Annotated in this window: 22 protein-coding genes; 11 read left to right on the forward strand and 11 right to left on the reverse strand. The window is 40.1% G+C overall.

Annotation, left to right across the window (positions count from 1 at the left end):
* Nucleotides 1–253 precede the first annotated feature (253 nt).
* Together NSTC731_RS33470 and cls are read left to right on the forward strand one after the other, a co-directional pair.
* The gene (locus tag NSTC731_RS33470; protein ID WP_445628713.1) at nt 254–1,090 is read left to right on the forward strand and encodes an endonuclease/exonuclease/phosphatase family protein; all 837 of its coding nucleotides are present in this window, start codon (nt 254–256) and stop codon (nt 1,088–1,090) included.
* A gap of 11 nt (nt 1,091–1,101) precedes the next feature.
* On the forward strand, nt 1,102–2,541 hold the full coding sequence (gene cls / locus NSTC731_RS33475) for a cardiolipin synthase (protein WP_445628714.1): 1,440 nt from the start codon (nt 1,102–1,104) through the stop codon (nt 2,539–2,541).
* A 390-nt stretch (nt 2,542–2,931) separates the two neighbouring features.
* Here the strand turns inward: cls and NSTC731_RS33480 are convergent, their stop codons facing one another.
* The 4 genes from NSTC731_RS33480 to purS all read right to left on the reverse strand — a co-directional run bounded on the left by NSTC731_RS33480 (nt 2,932) and on the right by purS (nt 5,623).
* Nucleotides 2,932–3,486: a pyridoxamine 5'-phosphate oxidase family protein gene (locus tag NSTC731_RS33480; protein ID WP_445628715.1), complete on the reverse strand. Its 555-nt coding sequence runs from the start codon at nt 3,484–3,486 to the stop codon at nt 2,932–2,934.
* Between the two features lie 116 nt (nt 3,487–3,602).
* Entirely contained in the window at nt 3,603–4,127 is a 525-nt protein-coding gene (locus tag NSTC731_RS33485; RefSeq protein WP_445628716.1) for a DUF937 domain-containing protein, read from the reverse strand.
* 412 nt (nt 4,128–4,539) lie between these two features.
* Nucleotides 4,540–5,211, reverse strand: a complete 672-nt coding sequence (gene purQ / locus NSTC731_RS33490; RefSeq protein ID WP_445628717.1) for a phosphoribosylformylglycinamidine synthase subunit PurQ — start codon at nt 5,209–5,211, stop codon at nt 4,540–4,542.
* Nucleotides 5,212–5,344: 133 nt separating this feature from the next.
* A complete protein-coding gene (purS, locus tag NSTC731_RS33495) occupies nt 5,345–5,623 on the reverse strand; it encodes a phosphoribosylformylglycinamidine synthase subunit PurS (RefSeq protein WP_292747447.1) in 279 nt (92 codons plus the stop codon).
* A gap of 146 nt (nt 5,624–5,769) precedes the next feature.
* Here purS and NSTC731_RS33500 point away from each other — a divergent pair, with 146 nt between their 5' ends.
* The gene (locus NSTC731_RS33500; RefSeq protein WP_445628718.1) at nt 5,770–6,174 is read left to right on the forward strand and encodes a Fur family transcriptional regulator; all 405 of its coding nucleotides are present in this window, start codon (nt 5,770–5,772) and stop codon (nt 6,172–6,174) included.
* Between the two features lie 89 nt (nt 6,175–6,263).
* Here NSTC731_RS33500 and NSTC731_RS33505 read toward each other — a convergent pair whose 3' ends face one another.
* The gene (locus NSTC731_RS33505; RefSeq protein ID WP_445628719.1) at nt 6,264–6,833 is read right to left on the reverse strand and encodes a Uma2 family endonuclease; all 570 of its coding nucleotides are present in this window, start codon (nt 6,831–6,833) and stop codon (nt 6,264–6,266) included.
* 378 nt (nt 6,834–7,211) lie between these two features.
* Here NSTC731_RS33505 and NSTC731_RS33510 point away from each other — a divergent pair, with 378 nt between their 5' ends.
* Nucleotides 7,212–7,448, forward strand: coding sequence for a type II toxin-antitoxin system Phd/YefM family antitoxin (locus NSTC731_RS33510; RefSeq protein WP_445628720.1), 237 nt, complete (start codon nt 7,212–7,214; stop codon nt 7,446–7,448).
* Nucleotides 7,445–7,867, forward strand: coding sequence for a type II toxin-antitoxin system VapC family toxin (locus NSTC731_RS33515; RefSeq protein ID WP_445628721.1), 423 nt, complete (start codon nt 7,445–7,447; stop codon nt 7,865–7,867). Before NSTC731_RS33510 ends, NSTC731_RS33515 begins: the two co-directional genes overlap by 4 nt.
* 122 nt (nt 7,868–7,989) lie before the next feature.
* Here NSTC731_RS33515 and NSTC731_RS33520 read toward each other — a convergent pair whose 3' ends face one another.
* Entirely contained in the window at nt 7,990–8,997 is a 1,008-nt protein-coding gene (locus tag NSTC731_RS33520; RefSeq protein WP_445628722.1) for an SPFH domain-containing protein, read from the reverse strand.
* Between the two features lie 133 nt (nt 8,998–9,130).
* Nucleotides 9,131–9,565 carry an NfeD family protein gene (locus NSTC731_RS33525; RefSeq protein ID WP_445628723.1) on the reverse strand — a complete coding sequence of 145 codons (435 nt, stop codon included), beginning with the start codon at nt 9,563–9,565 and terminating at the stop codon, nt 9,131–9,133.
* A 247-nt stretch (nt 9,566–9,812) separates the two neighbouring features.
* Between NSTC731_RS33525 and NSTC731_RS33530 the strand changes: the two genes are divergently transcribed.
* The 6 genes from NSTC731_RS33530 (at nt 9,813) to NSTC731_RS33555 (ending at nt 17,917) form a co-directional block, all read left to right on the forward strand.
* A complete protein-coding gene (locus NSTC731_RS33530; protein WP_445628724.1) occupies nt 9,813–11,834 on the forward strand; it encodes a protein phosphatase 2C domain-containing protein in 2,022 nt (673 codons plus the stop codon).
* A 654-nt stretch (nt 11,835–12,488) separates the two neighbouring features.
* Nucleotides 12,489–13,298: an ABC transporter permease gene (locus tag NSTC731_RS33535; RefSeq protein ID WP_445628725.1), complete on the forward strand. Its 810-nt coding sequence runs from the start codon at nt 12,489–12,491 to the stop codon at nt 13,296–13,298.
* A 469-nt stretch (nt 13,299–13,767) separates the two neighbouring features.
* Nucleotides 13,768–15,606: an SUMF1/EgtB/PvdO family nonheme iron enzyme gene (locus NSTC731_RS33540; RefSeq protein ID WP_445628726.1), complete on the forward strand. Its 1,839-nt coding sequence runs from the start codon at nt 13,768–13,770 to the stop codon at nt 15,604–15,606.
* A 26-nt stretch (nt 15,607–15,632) separates the two neighbouring features.
* Nucleotides 15,633–16,094 carry a hypothetical protein gene (locus tag NSTC731_RS33545; protein WP_445628727.1) on the forward strand — a complete coding sequence of 154 codons (462 nt, stop codon included), beginning with the start codon at nt 15,633–15,635 and terminating at the stop codon, nt 16,092–16,094.
* A 619-nt stretch (nt 16,095–16,713) separates the two neighbouring features.
* Nucleotides 16,714–17,388, forward strand: coding sequence for a hypothetical protein (locus NSTC731_RS33550; RefSeq protein ID WP_445628728.1), 675 nt, complete (start codon nt 16,714–16,716; stop codon nt 17,386–17,388).
* A 355-nt stretch (nt 17,389–17,743) separates the two neighbouring features.
* The gene (locus NSTC731_RS33555; protein WP_445628729.1) at nt 17,744–17,917 is read left to right on the forward strand and encodes a hypothetical protein; all 174 of its coding nucleotides are present in this window, start codon (nt 17,744–17,746) and stop codon (nt 17,915–17,917) included.
* Here the strand turns inward: NSTC731_RS33555 and NSTC731_RS33560 are convergent.
* From NSTC731_RS33560 to NSTC731_RS33575, 4 genes are all read right to left on the reverse strand, one after another.
* Complete coding sequence (locus tag NSTC731_RS33560; RefSeq protein WP_445628730.1) at nt 17,898–18,446, reverse strand: GNAT family N-acetyltransferase; 549 nt, start codon at nt 18,444–18,446, stop codon at nt 17,898–17,900. The two genes, NSTC731_RS33555 and NSTC731_RS33560, sit on opposite strands and share 20 nt — an antisense overlap.
* A gap of 64 nt (nt 18,447–18,510) precedes the next feature.
* On the reverse strand, nt 18,511–19,326 hold the full coding sequence (locus tag NSTC731_RS33565; protein ID WP_445628731.1) for a class I SAM-dependent methyltransferase: 816 nt from the start codon (nt 19,324–19,326) through the stop codon (nt 18,511–18,513).
* Nucleotides 19,327–19,570: 244 nt separating this feature from the next.
* Nucleotides 19,571–19,957, reverse strand: coding sequence for an oxalurate catabolism protein HpxZ (hpxZ, locus tag NSTC731_RS33570; RefSeq protein ID WP_445628732.1), 387 nt, complete (start codon nt 19,955–19,957; stop codon nt 19,571–19,573).
* Nucleotides 19,958–20,026: 69 nt separating this feature from the next.
* On the reverse strand, nt 20,027–21,280 hold the full coding sequence (locus tag NSTC731_RS33575) for an MFS transporter (protein WP_445628733.1): 1,254 nt from the start codon (nt 21,278–21,280) through the stop codon (nt 20,027–20,029).
* Nucleotides 21,281–21,293: the final 13 nt, after the last annotated feature.

A 21,293-nucleotide genomic window follows, 5' to 3' on the forward strand; every position in this document is an offset into this window, starting at 1 on the left:
AGTTCCCTCAAAGCATTGGGGGACGGCGTTAGCTGGGGGTGAATTTTCTTACAAATCATTTAGGATTGCGATCGCTCTCGTAAGCCACCCTGCTAAACTGTAAGTTCTATCAAGGAAAATGGCCTAATCAATGCCGACACTGTTCAAGCTCTAGTGCTTATGGAGCATAGCCTATAGCTTTACAAACGTGCTATTCTTCTCTAACGACTGTTTAATAGCGTTAAGCTAGAATAAATCCATTTTAATATTAGTAATGCCTAATATTCAAGAACACGTAAACACTCTAGTTACGAAATTTGTTCCGGGTTATAGATTTTTTCGTTTACAAGAACTCACAATTGATAAAAATCATTCAATTCAAACAGAAATTAATAGTCAATCAATTAAAGTTCTCAGTTGGAATATTGCTAAACAAAACTATAATAACGTTTGGTTAGAAGATTTTTCAAAAATCATTGCAGCTTATCAACCAAATCTTATATTTCTACAAGAATTTTCTTTAAAGTTAGAGGCAAAAGAATGGGCAAAATGGTTGAAAATGAATTGGAGTTTTGCTCCTAACTTCGTAGATATTCATCATCAAACTTACTCAGGAATCTTTACAGCCTCGACAATCAGTCCAATTACCAAAAAAGTTATAACTACTAAACATTATGAGCCAATTGTTAAAACTCCGAAAATTTCTTTAATCACTGAGTATCTGCTATCTGAGCAAAGCGTAACTATACTGACAATCAATACTCATCTGATCAATTTTGTAGATATAAATAAATTTAAAATCCAATTAAATGAATTAGAGCGAGCCTTATCTATACATCGGGGGCCGCTAATATTTTCAGGAGATTTCAATACTTGGAGTCGCAAAAGAGCAGTTATCCTCAATCAAATAACAACTCAATTGGGATTAACGCCTGTAATTTTCGCACCTGATGAGAAGGAGAAAATTAAACGCTTCCTGTTATCACCCCCTTTAGATCATATCTTTTATCGAGATATCAGTGTAAAGAAAGCCAGTGCTAAGGTGCTAGATAAAATTTGTTCATCCGATCATAAGCCATTGCTGGCAGAATTTACTTATACCAATACTTAAAAAAAATTAAGATGCTTGTAGATGCTGGTGTTTTAGCTATTTTTAGCACAGCTACAGTTGTTGTTCATTGCATGGGAGTTATACATGCAGCCCATGCAGTGATGAATGTGCGTTCTTCTCAAGGGGCAATTGCCTGGAGCATTTCTCTAATTACCTTTCCCTGGCTAGCGATTCCGTTGTATTGGATTTTAGGAAGAACTAAATTTCATGGATATGCTGAAACACTGCGCTCAGTCTATGCACAACACTATAAGCTTTTTCATTCGACTTATAGCGAACTAATTAAATTTCAGGTTGCGCCACCAGATAATCTAGCCCAGTTGCAACCATTAGCTGAGGCTTTTACAGAAATTTCTTTCACATCAGGGAATGCTGCCGAATTACTGATTAATGGTCAGCAAACTTATGAAGCGATGCTGAAAAAGATTGCATCGGCGACAAATTATATTTTGTTTCAATTCTATACTGTTAACGATGACGAATCGGCTAATGAGTTTAGACAAGCGTTGATTGCTAAAGCCAAGCAAGGAATAAACATCTATTTTCTTTACGATGAAATTGGTTCCAAGAAATTATCTCGCCCTTATATCCAATCTCTACAACAGCATGGAATTGCAGTGAGTGCATTTAATACCACTAAAGGTCAGGGTAATCGGTTCCAATTTAATTTTCGCAATCATCGGAAAATTCTGGTGGTGGATGGAGAAATCGCATTTGTCGGTGGACTAAATATTGGTGATGAATATTTAGGAAAAAATCCTCGCTTGAGTCCTTGGCGCGATACTCATATTATGCTTGAAGGGCCAAGTGTACAAAGCCTACAAAGCTCTTTTGTGCAAGATTGGTATTGGGCAACTCGAAAACTTATCGAAGTTAACTGGCAGGTAAAAATTAATCGGGATAATCAAACTGTATTTATACTTCCTACAGGCCCCGCAGATCATTTGCCAGCTTGTAAGCTTTTTTTCGTCGAATTAATTAATCAAGCTCAAACTCACCTCTGGATTGCTAGTCCATATTTTGTACCGGATGAGGCAACATTGTCAGCTTTAAAATTGGCAGCAATGCGAGGTGTTGATGTGCGAATTCTCTTACCAAATCGACCCGATCATTTATTCGTTTATTTATGTTCCTTCTCTTACTACACCGAAATGGAAAAAATCGGTATCAAGTTGTATCGTTACAAAAATGGGTTTATGCACCAGAAAGTTATAGTCATTGATGAAAATCTAGCAGGGGTAGGAACTGTTAACTTAGATAATCGCTCGTTTTCCCTAAATTTTGAAGTTATGGGTTTTGTTACCGAGTGTGGGTTTGTCCAAAGTGTGAAAAAGATGTTAGAGGATGATTTAGCTGTCTGTGTTGCTGTCGATCTTAATGAGTACGATAAAAAACCTTTTTGGTTCAAGTTAGCTGTGAGAGTCTCTCGATTGCTGACTCCTTTACTTTGATCGCTAATAATTGCTCCTACCTCTAATATCATTTCTGCTTGATTACTTATAGTGCAATACGCTTGGCTTTGTGAAAAATTGTAGGTTGGGTTAAGCAAAGCGTAACCCAACATTTTCAGGAATTTGTTGGGTTTCACTTCGTTCAACCCAACCTACAATTATCCTTAACTGTAACTAATAATTGCTCCTACCTCTAATATCATTTCTGCTTGATTACTTATAGTGCAATACGCTTGGCTTTGTGAAAAATTGTAGGTTGGGTTAAGCAAAGTGCAACCCAACATTTTCAGGCATTTGTTGGGTTTCACTTCGTTCAACCCAACCTACAATTATCCTGTATTGTACTTAATCACTAATATATGGATGAATAGAATAATCTATCAGACAAAGTTAGAGTAATTTACTCAGTGGTGTTGCCAAACCATCAAGGCTGACAAGATTTTTCTTTTGTTGATATTCTCTAACTCCTTCTTCGCCTTTTTTAGTAGCCCAGTTTACTAAAGTCTGGCGCTGACCTTGATATTCATAAAGTGGTACGCCAAAACCACAGGAAGTCTGGATTTTGTCAATGTCAGCGACGATAATTTGACGAGTTCCAGGTATCGGCAAAAATAGAGAATACAACGAATCCCACTCTGGAGAATTCGGTAAAATGGTGGTTCCTTGACCGTAAAGACGCAAGATACACGCGGGTTCTTGAAAGGCACAAAACATGAAGGTTATCCGCCCATTTTCTTGCAAATGGGCTGATGTTTCGTTACCACTACCTGTGAGGTCTACATAACCTACTCGCTTGGGAGAGAAAATACGAAAGCAGTCTTGACCTTTAGGAGACAGGTTAACATGGCCTGTAGGACTCAAAGGTGCAGAGCCAACAAAGAAAAGATGTTGGGCAGCAATAAAGTCTTGCAGTTCTTCAGTAATACAGTCAAACAATTTAGACATAGACTGTCTGATTTATATTTACAAATTGATCGTGTTCTCAGCCTATGTCTTAGCTAAAAATCTAGCAAGGTATAATTACCGATGTCTGGTTTATCGCAAAAGAGTGGGGAGAACTGTTACTGTCTCATATACCGACTAGCCATTTGGATGGCATCAGCAATATCGACATCGCCATCACCATCAGCATCCAAGAAAGAATTTAGGACAGGATTTCCACCAGCTTGGAGATTTTGAGCATTGGCTCCTGATTGCAAAAACTTTAGCACCAAAGGTACTGCTAAAGGTAGCAATTGTTGAACGATACCAGCATCCAACCCAGTGCGTTGGGCTGCAACTTCAGCTACTTGCTGTTGTATCTGAGGAGAAAACAACGAATTGACGGCTTGGGGATTGGCAGAAGTACCAGCATATTGACTGACTAAATTTTGTGTGGCTTCATTACCATCTGTAGCTTGTTTGTCTTGTAAAGCAGAACGTACTTGACCACCCACAACTGACAAAACTGATTGGATGGTAGAAGGATCTGCGCCTGTGCGATCGCTCAACTGCTGTACAGTGTTAACAATGCTTCCTATTTCACCTAAGCTGCCCTGTTGATTGGGATTAGCGACGGCACCAAGAATTTGATCGAAAAGTCCCATAAGTTTGTTTCTCTCTTTGTTTTCAAAAACTTGCCAAAACTGGCTGGAAGTTTTTTGTGTACGCGGACTTTTGTAAGTCTACTAAAAGATTAAAACACGCAACCTCTAAATTTTAACCTATATCAATTCAATTAATGATTGCAACACATTCTTGAGTCAAGACGCGATGAATCGCGTCTCTACAAATGGTCTACTTGTCACATTCTTTTTTCAAATTGGTAAATAATTTTACCCAAATGTTTTTCTACTACAATTTGAGGTGCGTAGGCGAGCATTTACCGCAGGCATTGCTAACCCCAAACCTTTACTAATGCGTCGTTCGGAAAAAATAAATCGCTGTCTGAAAGATAGATGAACATTTTTCTACAGACAGCGATCGCAAAACGCTCAACTTATTTGACCGATATTTGCTCTACGCTAATGCCGCTATTTTCTCTAGTAAGCCTTGAAACAACCTCAAGCCATCACTACCCCCTAACATTGCGTCTGATGCCCTTTCTGGGTGCGGCATCATTCCCAACACATTGCCCCGGCGATCGCTAATCCCGGCAATGTTGTTTAGTGAACCGTTGGGATTCTCCCCTTCATAGCGAAATATGACTTGTCCGTTATCTTCAATTTTTGCCAGAGTGGCTGCATCAGCGTAGAATCGCCCCTCTCCGTGGGCAATGGGCAAAGTGATAACTTCACCAGTTGTATAAGCTTGCGTCCATAGATTAGTACGCTCAACTTTCAAGAGGACGCGATCGCAAATAAAATGTAAATCTCGGTTTCTAGTTAACACTCCTGGCAAAAGTCCAGCTTCAGTTAATACCTGAAAGCCGTTGCAAATACCGAGGACAAACTTACCCTTTTGGGCGTGTTCCACAATTTGTTGCATCACAGGTGAAAAACGCGCGATCGCACCACAGCGGAGATAATCCCCGTAACTAAAGCCACCAGGAATAATCACAACATCCAAATCAGCAATATCTGTTTCTTGATGCCAAACCATGCGAGTTGGTTGCCCCAGTAAATCTCTGGTTACATAAGCAACATCGCGATCGCAATTAGAACCGGGAAAAACAACAACACCGAATTTCATGATTAGTTAGGGGAGCAGGGGAGCAGGGGAGCAGGTGGTCACTGAGCGTAGCCGAAGTGGGAGCAGAGGAGGCAAGGGGGAGAAAGAATAATTAATGCCCAATGCCCCATGCCCAATGCCCTATACCCAATTCCTAAAATACCCCAGTTTGAGTTTCGACCTCAATTAATTCAAAGCGGTAATTTTCAATTACCGGATTTGATAGCATTTGGTCACAAATGGTATCAAGGTCTTGACGCGCTTTCTTCTCTTCAGTTGAGGTGATGGTGAGTTCAATGTACTTGCCAATCCGCACCTGGTCAACGTTATCGTATCCCAGTTGCTTAAGACCGGATTGTACTGCCACACCAGCGGGGTCTAAAACTGAAGGACGAAGGGTCACGAAAATTTTGGCTAGATACTTGGTTTGCACGGGCTTTTGCTGAATGCTGCGATCGCTATACTATAACTTTCTGTTCCAACTGAGTGAAAATAAGATTACGAAGCGGTTAAACTTAATCGATTGATTAGCTCATCCTAACAGCTTCAAACTACAGTGGCATACTTAAATAATTGTCTATGAAAGTCATACGCACCCGCAGTCAAGAGCGTATTTTCAACCTACTAAAAACTATCAAAAAAGGCATTTCTGCCCAAGATATTTACGTAGAACTACGTAATATCAATCAGAGCATGGGTTTAGCAACAGTTTACCGTTCTCTAGAAGCCTTAAAACTAGAAGGCATGGTACAAGTGCGAAATTTGGCTAACGGTGAAGCCCTCTATAGCCTAGCACAACAAGATAAACACCACCTTACCTGCTTGCAATGTGGCGTCTCAATTGCGATTAATCAATGCCCAGTTCATGACTTAGAAAACCAGTTAGAATCAAGCCATCAGTTTAAAGTTTTTTACCACACCCTAGAGTTTTTTGGGTTGTGCAATCAATGCCAGGTGAATCAAAGTACTGGAATTAGTCAATAGCCATACCAATTTTATGAGACGGATAAAGCGTGTTTTACTTCTGATTTCTGATTTCTGACTCCTGAATTCTGTTGTAATAAATGCTTTATTTAAACAAAACTCAACCAATTAAATACATCTGCAACTGTTAATTGCCAATTTTCCAAAACACTCAAAACGGGTAAGATATCTTGCTGTTCTTTTAATTCTGGTAATTTATTGGGTTCAAAAATCATGATGGATTCATCAGCAGAATCGAGTAACCAACCTAGCTTCGCTCCATTTTGAATCGAAAATGTAATTTTGCGGATAACTCGGTTGGGTGATTGTTCCGGTGAGAGAATTTCGATTATCCAATCTGGGGGAATCTCAAATTTCTTCGCAATTCTACCTTTTGCATCAAAGGGAATTCTTTGCCATTCAAACACAGCAATATCTGGTACTATTGAAAATCCACTAAACGTGCAGCGTAATTCAGTAAAGGCATAAGCTAACTTTTGTAGTTTTGCAACTTGATTTATGGCAGAAGCTAATTCAATTTGTAAAGTACTATGTTCTCCTTGCGGCATAGGCTTTTGGTATATTTTTCCGTTAAAATACTCGCTTGCTGGTTTTGTCTCTGGTAATTTTAAGAACTCTTCTATATTTAATGCTGTAGTTGACTCAATAGATAAGGTCATAATTTACAACTTATCAAAGCTTGATTATTTTATCGCGAAAATAATTAGACAAGTATCGCATAGGCATAGCCCGTCGTAGATATTCTAATAACTTACCGTCATGTATCGCCTAAAATTTATTCTCTATGTTTCTTCTACCGTACCTATTTTTTATATATAGGACTAGTATTTGATTTTTGAAATTACTCGTAGAGGCAGGGAACAGGCAATAGGCAATAGGCAATAGTGAAGAAGAGGATTATAAGTGTACGGATTTTTTTCAGAAATCAAACCGGATTCCTATATCACAGAAGAAGATAGAAAACTACTCAATTCAATTACAATAATTTAAACAGGGAATTTTATTTTATCTTCAAATCTAACTACAGGAGTAATGGAGTGTTGAGAATTAGCGTTGAAGAAGCAGCTATAGATTTAAAATCTCTCTTAGAACGAGTAGCTAGGGGAGAAGAAGTAATTTTGCTAGACCAAGATAAAGCTGTAGCTCGTTTAGTTCCTCCGCTACAAAAGGAAGAACGATTAGCAAGTATGAAACAATTTCGTGATTCTCTTGCGATTAAGGGTGAGTCATTGAGCGCAACTGTCATCAATGCGCGTACAGAGGAACGTCGTTGATTTATTTAGATACAAGCGTTATCGCTCCTTTGTATTGGAGAGAAGCTTTGAGCGATGCAGTTGAACAATTATTACTCAATGAAACTGAAGTAGGTTTGAGTCAGTTAGTTGAGGTTGAATTCGTTTCTGCGTTATCGCGTCGAGTCAGAATGCGAGAAATATCTCAGCAGGATGCAACAGCCGTTGTAGAAAGGTTCCAAGCAGATTTAGATAGTGGATTTTATACTCAAATTGCGGTAGAAATAGTTCATTATAATTTAGCGCGTGAGTGGATTAGTCGATTTGATACACCATTGCGTACACTTGATGCTCTACATTTGACAATTGCATTTCAAAATAATATCCAATTGGTAACGGCTGATGAAGCTTTAGCAACAAGTGCTGAAATTTTAGGAGTTGAGGTTTTGTTACTGCGGTAAATCAAAGCATAACCAAGTCATTAGTCATTTGTCATTGGTCATTTGTCATTTGTTAGAAGGCAGAAGCAGGAGTTATTTTCTTCCCCTGCTCCTGTGCTCCTCTGCTCCCCTGCTCCCTATTCTTAACTAGAGCGATTGTTTTCTAATCCTGGGATTTGTTTAGAAAACAATTCGTTAGAGTTAACCTCACCATCTGAAACGACGGAGCGTATACCCTCTAAAGCAGCGGGAATGGAACGCGGATCTATAAAAATCACCTTGCTACTATCGCTTTTACCAATTGTCGCGCCCATATCTAAATAGCCCAAGGCAAATAGTACTTCCACTGCTTTATTGGCATTGGGGTTATTGTGGAGCTTTTGGGCAATAATTTCTGATGACTCTGCGATCGCCTGGGCTTTTAAAACCTGCTGCTGACGTTCTGCTTGAGCCTTCAAAACGATCGCCTTTTGTTCGGCTTCTGCTTGCAAAATTACCGATTTTTGACGAGCTTCCGCATCCAAGATTTGCGCGTCAGCTTTACCTCTGGCGCTATTGACAGCAGCTTCGCGATCGCCCTCTGAAGTTAAAATTGCTGCCCGTTTGCGTCGTTCTGCTGACATTTGCAATTCCATCGATTCTCGTACTGCTTGAGACGGAATAATATCTCGCAGTTCTACCCGTGTCACTTTCACACCCCAAGGATCGGTAGCAACATCCAAATCTCGTAATAAAAGCTCACTGATGTGAGAACGAGCAGTAAAAGTTTGATCCAACTCCAGTTGTCCCATTTCGGCGCGAATTTGAGTCAGCACCATATTTATCATTGCCGCTTGGAGATTTTCTACCTTGTACCAGGCTTTTTCCATATCCACAATGCGCCAATAAAACACTGCATCTACCTCAATACCAACGTTGTCACGGGTAATGCACTGTTGAGGAGGAATATCTAAGACTTTTTCTTTAATAGTTTCTCGGTAGACAACTCTATCTACAAAAGGAACAACAAAGTTTAGTCCTGGTTCCAGTTTTTTGTTATAGCTACCCAATCTTTCCACCAAAGCTTCATTGCCCTGATTGACGACTTTTACCGAACTTGCTACAGCAGAACCACCAAGAGCTAAAAATACTAGTAAAAAAAACTGTTCCATTATGAATCTCCTAATTTTTAAGTATTAAATGTCACTCAAAAGAAGAGAAGAGTAAGGAACAAGTTAGCACAAGAAGACGAGGAACTAATGCCTCCTGCCCCCTGCCCCCTGCCCCCTGCCTCCTGCCTCCTTCCTAAGAATTCAACAGATTTTCCGGTACAACAATCAAAGTAGTACCTTCCCTCCTAACCACATAAACTCTTTGATGGGGTGGTATGGTAAATTTGTCATCGTCACATCTTGCTTGCCAAGAATTTCCTTCATACCGTACCCGCCCTGTTTTTCCAGGCAGAATTTCTGTTAAGGTTTCAGCTATGACTGCATCCCGAATTTTTGATTTGCGTTGTCTTGGTTGCAAAAACCGACGAGAAAGTACGATTAGGGCTGTGGAAAGCAACAGCCAAACTATAATTTGCAACCATACACTTCCCATACCCACTCCAGACAGCAGCGCCACCACAAAAGCGCTAACTCCCATCATCAAGGCGACAAACGCCGACGGTAAGAACAGTTCCATTAAACACAGAACTGCTCCTGCCAGAAGCCAGATTAAGGTAAAACTTGGCATAGCGCCATCCTAAACTCTACATTGACGTAAATGCATTTCTACGATTAGATACAGCCAGATATAAGTTATTTACAGAAAACAAAACTGGGTATTTCTACCAATAATTTTGTAATTTTGATTAATTTCAGTAACAAGGTGTAGCTAACGGTACACAAGTCCAGTTTATTCTAGCCTTCAATTCATTGCCAGCTAAAGTTAATCGAAGTTTATGTATAAATAAGAATTCTGACTCCTGACTCCTATATTTATGATTTCCACTCAACTGATAATTTTTTGTATAAATCCACGCTGTAATAGCCCCATTAATCCTATGGGAGATAACGTTTGTGCCAGTTGCCAAACTCCTTTAGTTCACCGCTATCTTTGGGCGACTGGCTCATTGGCTGCTTGCATCCCACCAGGCACAAAGGTAGCAGATAGGTATGAGGTAATTAAACAACAGATTTGGCTAGATACTCAACCGGGACTGCCGCCAGATATACCTGAAGAATTGCCAGCCGCAGTAATTCCTTATTTACAGTTATATCAACAGCGGTTACATCTGCCCCAAGCTTATGGGTTTGCTAGTAATCTTGAAGAAGATACAACTGATATCCTTTTATTAGAAAATGCGCCGATAGATAAGACAGGAAATATCTATCCAACTATTGTTGAGGCTTGGGAGGAAGCCACGGCAGTACGACAAGTTTATTGGCTGTGGCAAATTCTCCAACTTTGGACACCTCTAGCAGAATTGGGACTTAGCCGCAGTTTACTAGTAGTAGACAACTTGAGAGTCGAAGGTTGGTGTGTGCGACTGTTGGAACTCTATCAAACACCAACTGATGAAAAGTTGAGTTTACAAAATCTGGGGGAATGTTGGCAGTTTTGGGTAGTTTCTGCGAAGGCATCAGTAGCTAAAGCGTTACAGAACATTGCCCAGGAGATGTGTGAAACTGAGATTGAGTTAGAGGAAATTAATATTCAACTCAATAATTTACTACTAGCGGCGGCGGCAGAATTGCCATTAGCCTTAAAGGTGGCAGGTTCTACAGATATTGGCCCAATGATGGCGCAAAATGAAGATGCTTGCTATCCCAATAGTTTGAGTGATTTAGAGGAACCTTTATTGCGCCACTTGTCGATTGTGTGCGATGGCATTGGCGGACACGAAGGCGGTGAGGTTGCAAGTCAGTTGGCAGTGCAGTCTGTAAAGTTGCAAATTCGCGCTTTACTAACTGAAGTGACAGAACAAACTGCACTTTTTCCACCTGAGTTGTTGCAGGAACAATTAGAAGCAAGCTTACGGGTAGTAAATAATGTAATTTGTGCCCGCAATAACGAACAAAAACGCCAAGGCAAAGAACGCATGGCTACAACTATTGTGATGGCGTTGCAAGTTCCACAACGAATCCAGACAAGTACTGGGTGGCAATCAAATAATACCCATGAGCTTTACTTGGCTAATGTTGGCGATAGCCGTGCCTATTGGATTACTCGCAATTATTGCCAGCTACTAACAGTAGATGATGATGTGGCAACGCGAGAAGTACGCCTTGCTAAAAGCTTGTATCGAAAGGCACTTTTAAGACCAGATGCGAGTGCCTTAACTCAAGCATTGGGGACAAGAAATTCCGAATCTTTACGTCTCAATGTTCAGCGATTTATTCTGGAAGAAGATGGCATTTTGCTACTGTGTTCTGATGGTTTAAGCGATCGCAACTGGGTAGAACAATCTTGGCAGGATTATGCAATACCCGTGTTAACAGGGCAAATGACAGTTGAAAATGCTGTCCGCAACTGGATTAACTTAGCAAACGAAAAAAATGGGCTTGATAATACATCGGTTGTTATCACCTATTGCCGTGTTTCTCCAGAATACTTAGTACCAGTGACTCCGGCGTTGCCAGAAGAGATTATAGAAACAGAAATACAGGAAAAAGAACTAGAGAAATTAGAAGAATTAGAAGAACTAGAAGAACTAGAGAAATTAGAAGAACCAACTTCTTTTACAGAAAGTTCCCAAGCTTTGCTAGATTTGGATCTAAATTTGGATCTAGATTTGGATCTTTCAGAAGAACCACCTCTCAACCCAGAAATTCCACCAACTTTAATTACAAAACCGAAGTGGAGTAAACCTTTGGTAATGCTGGGAGGAGTGTTGGCGTTGCTTGTAGGGGGTACAAGTCTGGGATTATTTGCTTGGTGGCAAATTAATCCTCAAGGATTACAGCAAAGGTGTCGGCAACTTCCCCAAGAATTGCAGTCAGTGTGTCCGAGTGGGAAATAGGGGACTTCCAAGTAAAAAATATTCAATAGCAGAGGGACAAGGAAGACAAGGGGGACAAGGGGGACAAGGAAGAAAGAAGTCTAGTTAAGAATAGTGGGCAGGGGGCAGGAGGTCACTGAGCATAGTCGAAGTGGAGCAGGGGGCAGGGGGAGAGAGAGTTTGAGCTTTATTTACTTTTGTTGACACGGTTTGGTTTTATTGCACCGACTTACTTGAACCTATCCCACTATTCTAAAAATCCCTACTTTTTTTCGGAAATTGTGCTTGAAAACCTTAATTTTTCGTTTTCATTTCTCAATAAGCTTAAGCTTTGTAGCACAAATATTATTAGTGGGATAGGTTCTTATACCGAAATATTTTAATGTTGATGAGAAATATTGCAGTATTGATAAGGAATATTCTAATGTTGATGAGAAATATTGCAATATCTGCCAGAAATATTGCAATGTTTGCCAGAAATATTGCAATGTCTGCCAGGAATATTGCAATGTTTGCCAGAAATATTGCAATGTTCGCCAGGAATATTGCAATCTTGACAACAACTACTTGTACATTCTAATGGAAAAGAAAGTGGCGATCGCTAGTCAGTAATCATTGACTTTTTAGATAAAATATGATATAATCGATTGCTATCAAGAAAAATCATATATAAACGTGAATATCTCTCCATCTCTCAAAAAACCGCGTGTCTCATGGCAAGCGGTTTTCTCACTGCTGATATTTGTGTTCATGTACCTGCCCATACTGGTACTTGGCTTTTATAGCTTCAATAAGTCGCCTTACAGTGCAACTTTGCAAGGATTCACTCTCGATTGGTATCGCAAGTTGTTCAGTGACGATCGCATTTTATCGGCTTTGCAAAACAGTATGATAGTTGCCGGTTGTGCCGTGGCAATTTCTGCAGTGCTGGGAACCTTGATGGCGGTTGGGTTGGCGCGTTACGAATTTCCTGGTAAGAAATTGTATCTGGGTATTGCTTACCTACCATTGATTATTCCCGATATTGCGATCGCAGTGGCTACCCTAGTATGTCTCGCAGCCTTTGCAGTACCTTTGAGTTTGTGGACAATAGTTGCAGCCCATGTAGTGTTTTGTCTAGCCTACGTTGGACTTGTGGTTGCTTCCCGACTGACTAATTTAGATCCCCACTTAGAAGAAGCAGCACTAGATTTAGGTGCAACACCAACCCAAGCTTTCATCAAAGTATTGTTACCTCAATTAATGCCTGGAATTATCGCTGGTTGTCTCTTAGCCTTTGTTCTTAGCTTAGATGACTTTCTGATTGCTAGTTTTACTGCTGGTAGCGGTTCTAACACCCTGCCAATGGAAATTTTTAGCCGCATTAGAACCGGAGTTAAACCTGATATTAATGCTCTCAGTGTAATGTTAATTTTAGTATCTGCGATCGTTGCCTTTGTAGCTGAATTAATTCGCGCTTCTGGAGAGAAGAAAACTTTTAAATAAGACTTGCTATTGCCAATAAAAATTATAGGTAATTTGGTTCTTTATGAACTTTTTTAGATAGCGAACAACAGCTATATTAAAATTTAAGGTGCATTACGGCAAGCCTAACGCTCCAATATTATGGCAATGTGCCATACTTTCTGCTAACACAACGTCATAGTATAGATAAGTAATACCAATTGCAAAAAAGAATGTAACAAATACACCATTTGTAGAGACGCGATTCATGAGCCAGCGCGTTGCGGGGGTTCCCCCCGTTGTAGCGACTGGCGTCGCGTCTTAACCCAAGATGTATTGCAATCATTAATTTAATTGGTATAAATAAATATAATTTATTCATCCTTATGCCCTCGTGTAAAACATAGTTTTAAACACATGAATAAACTTCCGTGTTCGCTTCTCTACATAACTGTTTTCAATTAGATAATATTGGGGCTAACTTTGGAGAAGATGCTATTTCCCCCTCATTATGCAAATCTGCCAAAACCCCAATTGCTCAAATCCATTCAACTCTGATAGCAATAGATTTTGCGTGAGTTGCGGACAAAGCAACTTTGGCAAACTTCTCAGAAACCGTTACCGCGTATTAAGACTTTTAGGTGAAGGTGGATTTAGTAGAACATATTCTACAGAAGATGTAGACAGACTAAACGCCCCTTGCGTCATCAAGCAATTTTTCCCGCAGTTCCAGGGAACAGGACAACGCACTAAAGCCGCAGAATTTTTCAAAGAAGAGGCTTTTCGGTTGTATGAATTGGGAGAAAATCATACCCAAATTCCCAGATTACTAGCTTATTTTGAACAAGGTACTAGCTTGTATCTTGTACAAGAATTTATTCAAGGAAAAACTCTCTTACAAGAAGTTCAGCAGCAAATTTATGGCGAACAACAAATTTGGGAACTTTTAGCTGATTTATTGCCAGTTCTGGAATTCATTCATACCCATAACGTCATTCATCGGGATATCAAACCAGAAAATATTATCCGCCGTGCAAGTGATGAAAAACCTGTCTTAATTGACTTTGGTGGTGCTAAACAAGTAACACAAACCAGTATTGGAAGACAAGCTACAGTAATTTATACCCTTGGCTATGCCCCAACAGAACAAATGGCTGGATTTGCTTGTCACGGCAGTGATTTGTATGCTTTGGGTGTAACTTGTGTGCGTCTTTTAACTCAATGTTTGCCCTTGCAAGATGCTTCTGGACAGATTAATGACCCTATTTATGATGCCATGAATGCTAAATGGTTGTGGCGCGAACATTTACAGAAAAAAGGTATTACTATCAGCGACGAATTAGGAAAAATTTTAGATAAATTACTCAAACATCTACCGAGTGAAAGGTATCAAACAGCAGTAGAAGTCATTAACGATTTGAAGTTTGCCACATCGAACATTGAACCTGTTGCCTTAAAAATTGTTTCGATGCCTCAATCTATATTACCGCCGCTACCACAAAAAGTAATCGTCCCATTACCCCCATTAGAAACCTTTGAATTTGATGTAGTGACAGTAGACACAGGTGGTAGAGAAGTAAACCGCATGAACTGTAACGCCAACTTCTTTGCTGAACAATTAGGTAAGTCTGTCACGTTAGAAATGGTATCGATTCCTGGTGGTACTTACATGATGGGTTCACCGGAATTTGAAGGAGATGCTGACGAACGTCCTCAACATCAAGTTACCGTCGAACCATTTTTTATGGGTAAATTTCCTGTAACTCAAGCACAGTGGAGAGTAGTAGCAGCTTTACCCAAAGTCAAACAAGCTTTAAATCCCCATCCATCGAAATTCAAAGGTTTAGATAGACCAGTAGAAAATGTATCTTGGTATGAGGCTGTAGAATTCTGTCTCAGGCTATCAGAAAAAACTGGACGCGACTATCGTTTACCGAGTGAAGCTGAATGGGAATATGCTTGTCGGGCTGGAACTACAACCTCATTCCACTTTGGCGAAACCATTACCCCTGAGTTAGTTAGTTGCACTATGGAACCAAAAAGCAAATTCCGTAAAGAAACAACAAACGTCGGTAGTTTTGAAGTCGCCAACGCCTTTGGATTGTACGATATGCACGGGCTAGTTTGGGAATGGTGTGCCGATTCCTGGCATAACAATTACAACGACGCACCCGTAGATGGAACAGCTTGGGAAATTGGCGGCGATATAAATCGTCGAGTGCTACGCGGTGGTTCTTGGAGTTTCAGTCCAGAACTGTGTCGCAGCGCTAGCCGTAGCTGGAATGAGTCAGACGGTGGACTGAGGGTTTGTGGCTTTAGAGTAGTATTTTCTGTAGAGGAGATTATTTAGTAATTTAATACCAAGCTATATAAATTATGAGCAATAGAATTGAGAAAGGTGACATAGTAGTTATAACTAAAAATGGAAAATATCATCAGCAAGTGGGTGAAGTTAGTCAGGTAGATTACAATATTTTCTTTGTCAAAATAGTTTTAGTAAAGTTAGGTAATCAAGAAGAAGCTTTTGAAGAAAAAGATTTACAATTACAAACTAAAAAACCGAGTCTACAAGAAGTTATTACATCAATAGACAAAATTTTAGAACAAGTCACTCAAATTCCCCACTTGTCGGCACAAGAGCAAGTAGAGTTACCCAACCGTTTGAAATATCTGAAATTAGATATTCCTAAACTAGATAAGCAATTGATTCAAAAAAACTTCGACAGTATAGATAAAATACTTGCAGCAACAAGAGAAGTAGACTCTTCAGGCAGCTTTTGGCAGGAAATAGATTCTAATTTGGAGAAAATAAGCTGGTGGATTAGAACAAGTCTGTGAACTAAAAAGTAAATCGGCGAGAATAAATCAGCTTTTTCTGGTTCTCAGCTAAAGTCTGGGAATACCTATTGTAAGGATACGCCTCCTAAATTTCCAGCAGAACTGCTTTTAAGGCATTACCTCTGGCTGGAAACGAAAACTTTCTCTTGTGTTTTGGCTGAAGTTGATATGCATGAGCATTGCTGTGCTTTTATCAACGTATTTATATCATTTTTTTATCATTATTACACTGAAATTATATATATAAGACAGTACTGCAACTCTTAATTTAAACTTATTAATAATTAAAGATAAACTTATGTTTGACCACTTCATAATTATTAGGTTGAAGGGTAAATAATTGGCATTGGGCATAATTAAACGTAACTATATTTTTTTCATTTTCTACCCTTAATGCTTTATGCTTTCTACTTTACGCTTGATTCTGATGATTGATTTTTATTTGTACCTACTTACTTAACTAAGTTTTTGAAACACCTGGTTTAAATTTTGTTATTAACTGCACGTTTACGTAAACTTAACTTTTGCAAATATTTTTTTAGAGTAAATTTTGACTTTATAGATTAATAAAAAAGGTTTTATTATTTAAAATAAAATACAAAGATCATCAGAAATATATATGCATTTTTTTCAGTTTGCAGGGATTCTTGGTTGTACTACAGCAGCTTTCATCTCAATCGCACCCATACAGGTAGAAGCTGCAACTTTTAAAGTGATATCTGGAGTTACCAGTATCGATCGCGATCACGAAGAGATTCTTAGTAGTATTGGGCTAAACTTGACAGGTACTAATCAGACGGTTGCACCAATTCCTAGCAATTATTTAGTCGGCTTCAACATCGACTCAGCCACCAACTTCACGTTCAGTGACGAGGGCGGTTTTACTCCGCTCTCAGGTACAATCGAGCATACTGGTACTGTTACATTCAACAATCAAATTACTGTTGGTAACTTTTCAATCGGTTTTGCTCCAGGACGTACTGTCACAGGTGCCAGCGGACTTGTTTTAAGAGATACGTTTTCTTTAAATACAATTTTGTTTGATTTGAGCGCTCCAGGACTTGTAGCATTTGATGGCCAAAATTTAACTATCCCTGATGTGAAATTATTAATTTCTCCAGAGTTTGCTAATATATTAGGCGACTCTAAATTGATCGGTTTGTTTGCTGGAACTGCACGAATTGATGCTCAAGTTGCTGCCGTCCCTGAACCTGATAGTGTACTAGCAACTTTAGTAGCAGGTGCAGTTCTTTTAGCAAGTAGATTTTATACCCGAAAAATTAAATGCACCTGATATTTTGAAGCATAGCCAACCAAAAGTTCGCTCTACAACCTATGGGACTTCCAACTACAAAAATATCCCATCGCTTTGAGGGCAGGGGGCAGGGAGCAGGGGGCAGGGGGAATGCGTTTGGAGGTATTGGGTAAAGGATAGACTTCTTGGCATTTGTCGGGAATTGGGTTTGGGGGAAAGGGTAAAGGTTTTGTATTTTCCCTTCCCCTTTAACCAAAACTTTTTCCCACGAGAGTGCAAAAAGCACTTTTGCCAAGAGCTTTGATGTATTCAAAACCAATACCTTTTCCCTTTCCCCTTTAACCTTTACCCTTTTCCCCCAAGAGTGCAAAAAGCACTTTTGCCAAGAGGTATAATGGCTAATACCAATTCAATTAATGGTTGCAACACATCCTTGGGTAAAGACGCGATGAATCGCGTCTCTACAAATGGTTTATTTGTCGCATTGTTTTTTCAAATTGATATAACTATGTTTCCGGTGAACAGCCTCAACGTTGGTACAGAGATTATTAAACTTCTCTGTTTTTGAAATTACTTGTTGTAAAAAGTTTACTTTCTGAGCGCTGCACAGCATATATATAATGCGGTATGTCGCGCCAGAGTGTCTCCTGAACGACCTTGAGTCCGTTCTTTTCAGCTACACGGCGAGAGGGGATGTTTTCTGGGCGAATCAAGGAAATGACGCGATCGCCGCAATCCAACACGTTAAAGGCGTAGTCTTGGCAAGCATACGCGGCTTCGGTGGCGTAACCCTGCCTTTGTTGGTCGCGGCGGACATGATAACCAATTTCGAGTTCTCGATGTCCCTCGACCTCTTGCCAAACCAGTCCGCAGTCGCCGATTACCTCGCCTGTTGCTTTCAGAACCATCGCCCATAAGCCGTGGCCGTGCTGTGCGTAGTTGTGGCGATGCCGATCGATCCATTTTTCCACCATCTCGCGGTCAAAGGGCTTTGGGTAGTAGCGCATCGACTCTGCATCGCCGAGGACAAGCAGTAGCGCGTCAAGGTCAGAAAGCGTCATTTCCCGCAGGAATAGGCGTTGAGTTTCCAATATCATTAGTGAATCCTCATTTAGCCATAGACAAGGACTAAAGTCCTTACTACAAACCTGTTTATCGCAATTAAGCCCAGTTGCGTACTACCACAATTTTGAACCTCCTTTCACCAGACAAATCGTAGTCTAAAGAGCCGTAGTGTTGCAAAGCCCAGTCTTGCAAATCTTGAATTGCACGGGCAAAGATATCATCTGGGATGTGCCAGGTATGACTATTAACTTTGTTTTTATGATATTCAAGCAATTTGCCCACAGTTACTTCAGGCTGCCATTTGGCTGCAACAACTGTTTCTAAATTTGCTCCTTGTTCGCGCAACTCTGTTAAAACTTCTTCTTCTGTTGCACCATAACGGAGTAAAGGGTAATTATAGCCAGCAATGATATCTTGCCAACGTTGCTGAAAATCAAACCTACCCTGATTGATATCTTCATTAACTTTGCTGTAATTCATATTACCGTGAGTGTAGAGGTAAATTCCTCCCGGTTTGAGGACTCGACGAATTTCTGCTAGTGCTTGCTTCCAAGCTGAAATCAAGTGAAACACATGAACTGTCAACGCCACATCAAAAGAATTGTCAGCAAATGGTAGAGAAGTTGCATCTCCCTTAATTGCTGTTAATTTATGAGACACACCCTCTAGCTTTTGGTGCAGTTCAGCTAACATTTTTTCAGAGATATCTACACCAGTATAAGAGTAACCTCTTTTTGCGATCGGGACAGCAATTCTACCAGTGCCGATACCTGTTTCATAAAATTTGGTTTCTGTTGTTGCTGAAACTAGATTGAGAATAAAATCTGTGATTTCCTCAGAAATCCCAGGCGGTAGTCCTCGTGTTGCATCGTAGATATCAGAAACGCGATCGAATGAAATGGTTGCAGTCATATATCTTTTATCCTTTCTTGATAGTTATTGGCAAAGGCAACTATAGCCAGATGACTAATCAAATTGCACTTTACCAAGTTTTTTTAGAGCGAAGAATAATGAGCTAATATGTAATGTTTGCAGCAATATACCTTTATCAATACCTTCAATGACCTTTTTTAAAGGCAATAAAACTACATCAATTTGTTCGGTAACGTCTAACTTTAAATCAGCTACACATTCCACATCTGTTGCTAAAAAACAATCACACTGGCAATAATGAAACATGGGCTGAAACCACCTTCCAGCCTTCGGTAAACCTGTACCAAGTCTGGCTTTGTCGTCCGAAACGCTCTACACCATTGATAATCCGGTGAAATTCTAAAGTCACTGTTGCTGCATCTTTCCCAAAGGTTACAACCTTGAGATTCGAGATTTCTCGCTCTATTTTCGGGTTTGATCGATTCTGGCGAAAGTTACGAATTTCATCGCCACCATAGAGGTTTTCTGTGATGCCAAAGCGCACTACTTCGGGTGCATCCCAAAACAAGCTATCCATCACTTCCAAATTGTTATTAGAAAGGGCTTCTTCATACTTGAAGTACAAATCGGTTACTTCAGCTACAACAGCAGGGTCATTTATAGTAGTCATTTTTTTTACCAATTCTTAGTGTTATGGCTAGATAATGCACTCTTTCAAATAGTCAAAGCTATTTTTCTTTTAAGTTGCTTCAGTACGTAGATTCAGACGAACCAGATTGCGGAAGGTGGAAATTTGCTGCATAAAGAAAATTGAGCTTGCAATACAAATACTTGCACCAAGGATGACAGTATTGCTACTACCAATTTTGCTTGCTAGTGCGCCAGCTATTAAGTTGCCGATAGCAAATGCGCCTGTAGAGGCCATAACATAAAGACCAGTAATTTGTCCGCGATTTTCATCGCTCACCAACAACTGAAGCAAAGTGCGTCCGGCAATTATCTGCAAAATAAAGCCGAAACCAGCTGCTAATAATGAAAGCAGTGAAAGCCAGAATACACGGGATAAGGCAAAGACAATCAAGTTTAACCCCATAAAACCTATTCCCAATGTTAGAACTTTACCCGACTCTAGTACATTGCTATGCTTCGTTAAATAGATACCACCTGCTAAGGTTCCCAAACTGGAAGCTGTCATCAAGAAACCGAAAGTGTTAGGGCCACCCTGCAAAATCTCTTTAGCAAAAATCGGCCCCAAAGCTAAGTAAAATCCCCACACGCAGCAAACTAAAGCCGAACCAATCAAGACTGAGCGAATTGGCAAAAACCCAAAGGCATATTTAAAACTAGTTTTTAATTCTTCTAAGGGTTTGCGTTTGGGAATGACGGCTTTTCTGGATGTCAGCCGTATTGCTAGGAGGGCAATAATTACAGCGATGTAACTAATGCTATCAATCAGGAAACATAGCCCCGATCCCAGCGCTACAATCAACAAACCTGCGATCGCAGGCCCAACCATAAGTGAAACGCTGACAAGGGAGGAGTACAAGGCGATCGCATTACCGAGATTTTCCTTACTGACCGTTTCCGGTAGAAATGCTTGTCGAGTGGGAATATCGAAGGCGTTAATTATCCCTTGCAGTACACCAAGAAATGCAATCTGCCAAACGTTAATAGTACCGCTCAAAGCCAGCCAAGTCAGAGCCAAAGACTGAAGCATCCCCAGAATTTGGGCAACAAGCAGAATGCGGTGGCGGTTCGTGCGATCGGCAATGATTCCACCCAGAGGAATCAATAGAAGTGTAGGAATTTGGTTGGCAAAGCCCACTAGACCTAGTAACCAAGCGGAATCGGTGAGGCGATATACTAACCAACTAGTAGCTACTTGAGTCATTGACGTACCAATTAGAGAAATTGCCTGACCTGTGTAGTACAGGCGAAAATTTCTAGAACTAAAAGCACGCAACATGACCTGTGATTTGTTTGATGCTTGCATACATCACCCCTGA

The organism is Nostoc sp. DSM 114167 (assembly GCF_052692655.1).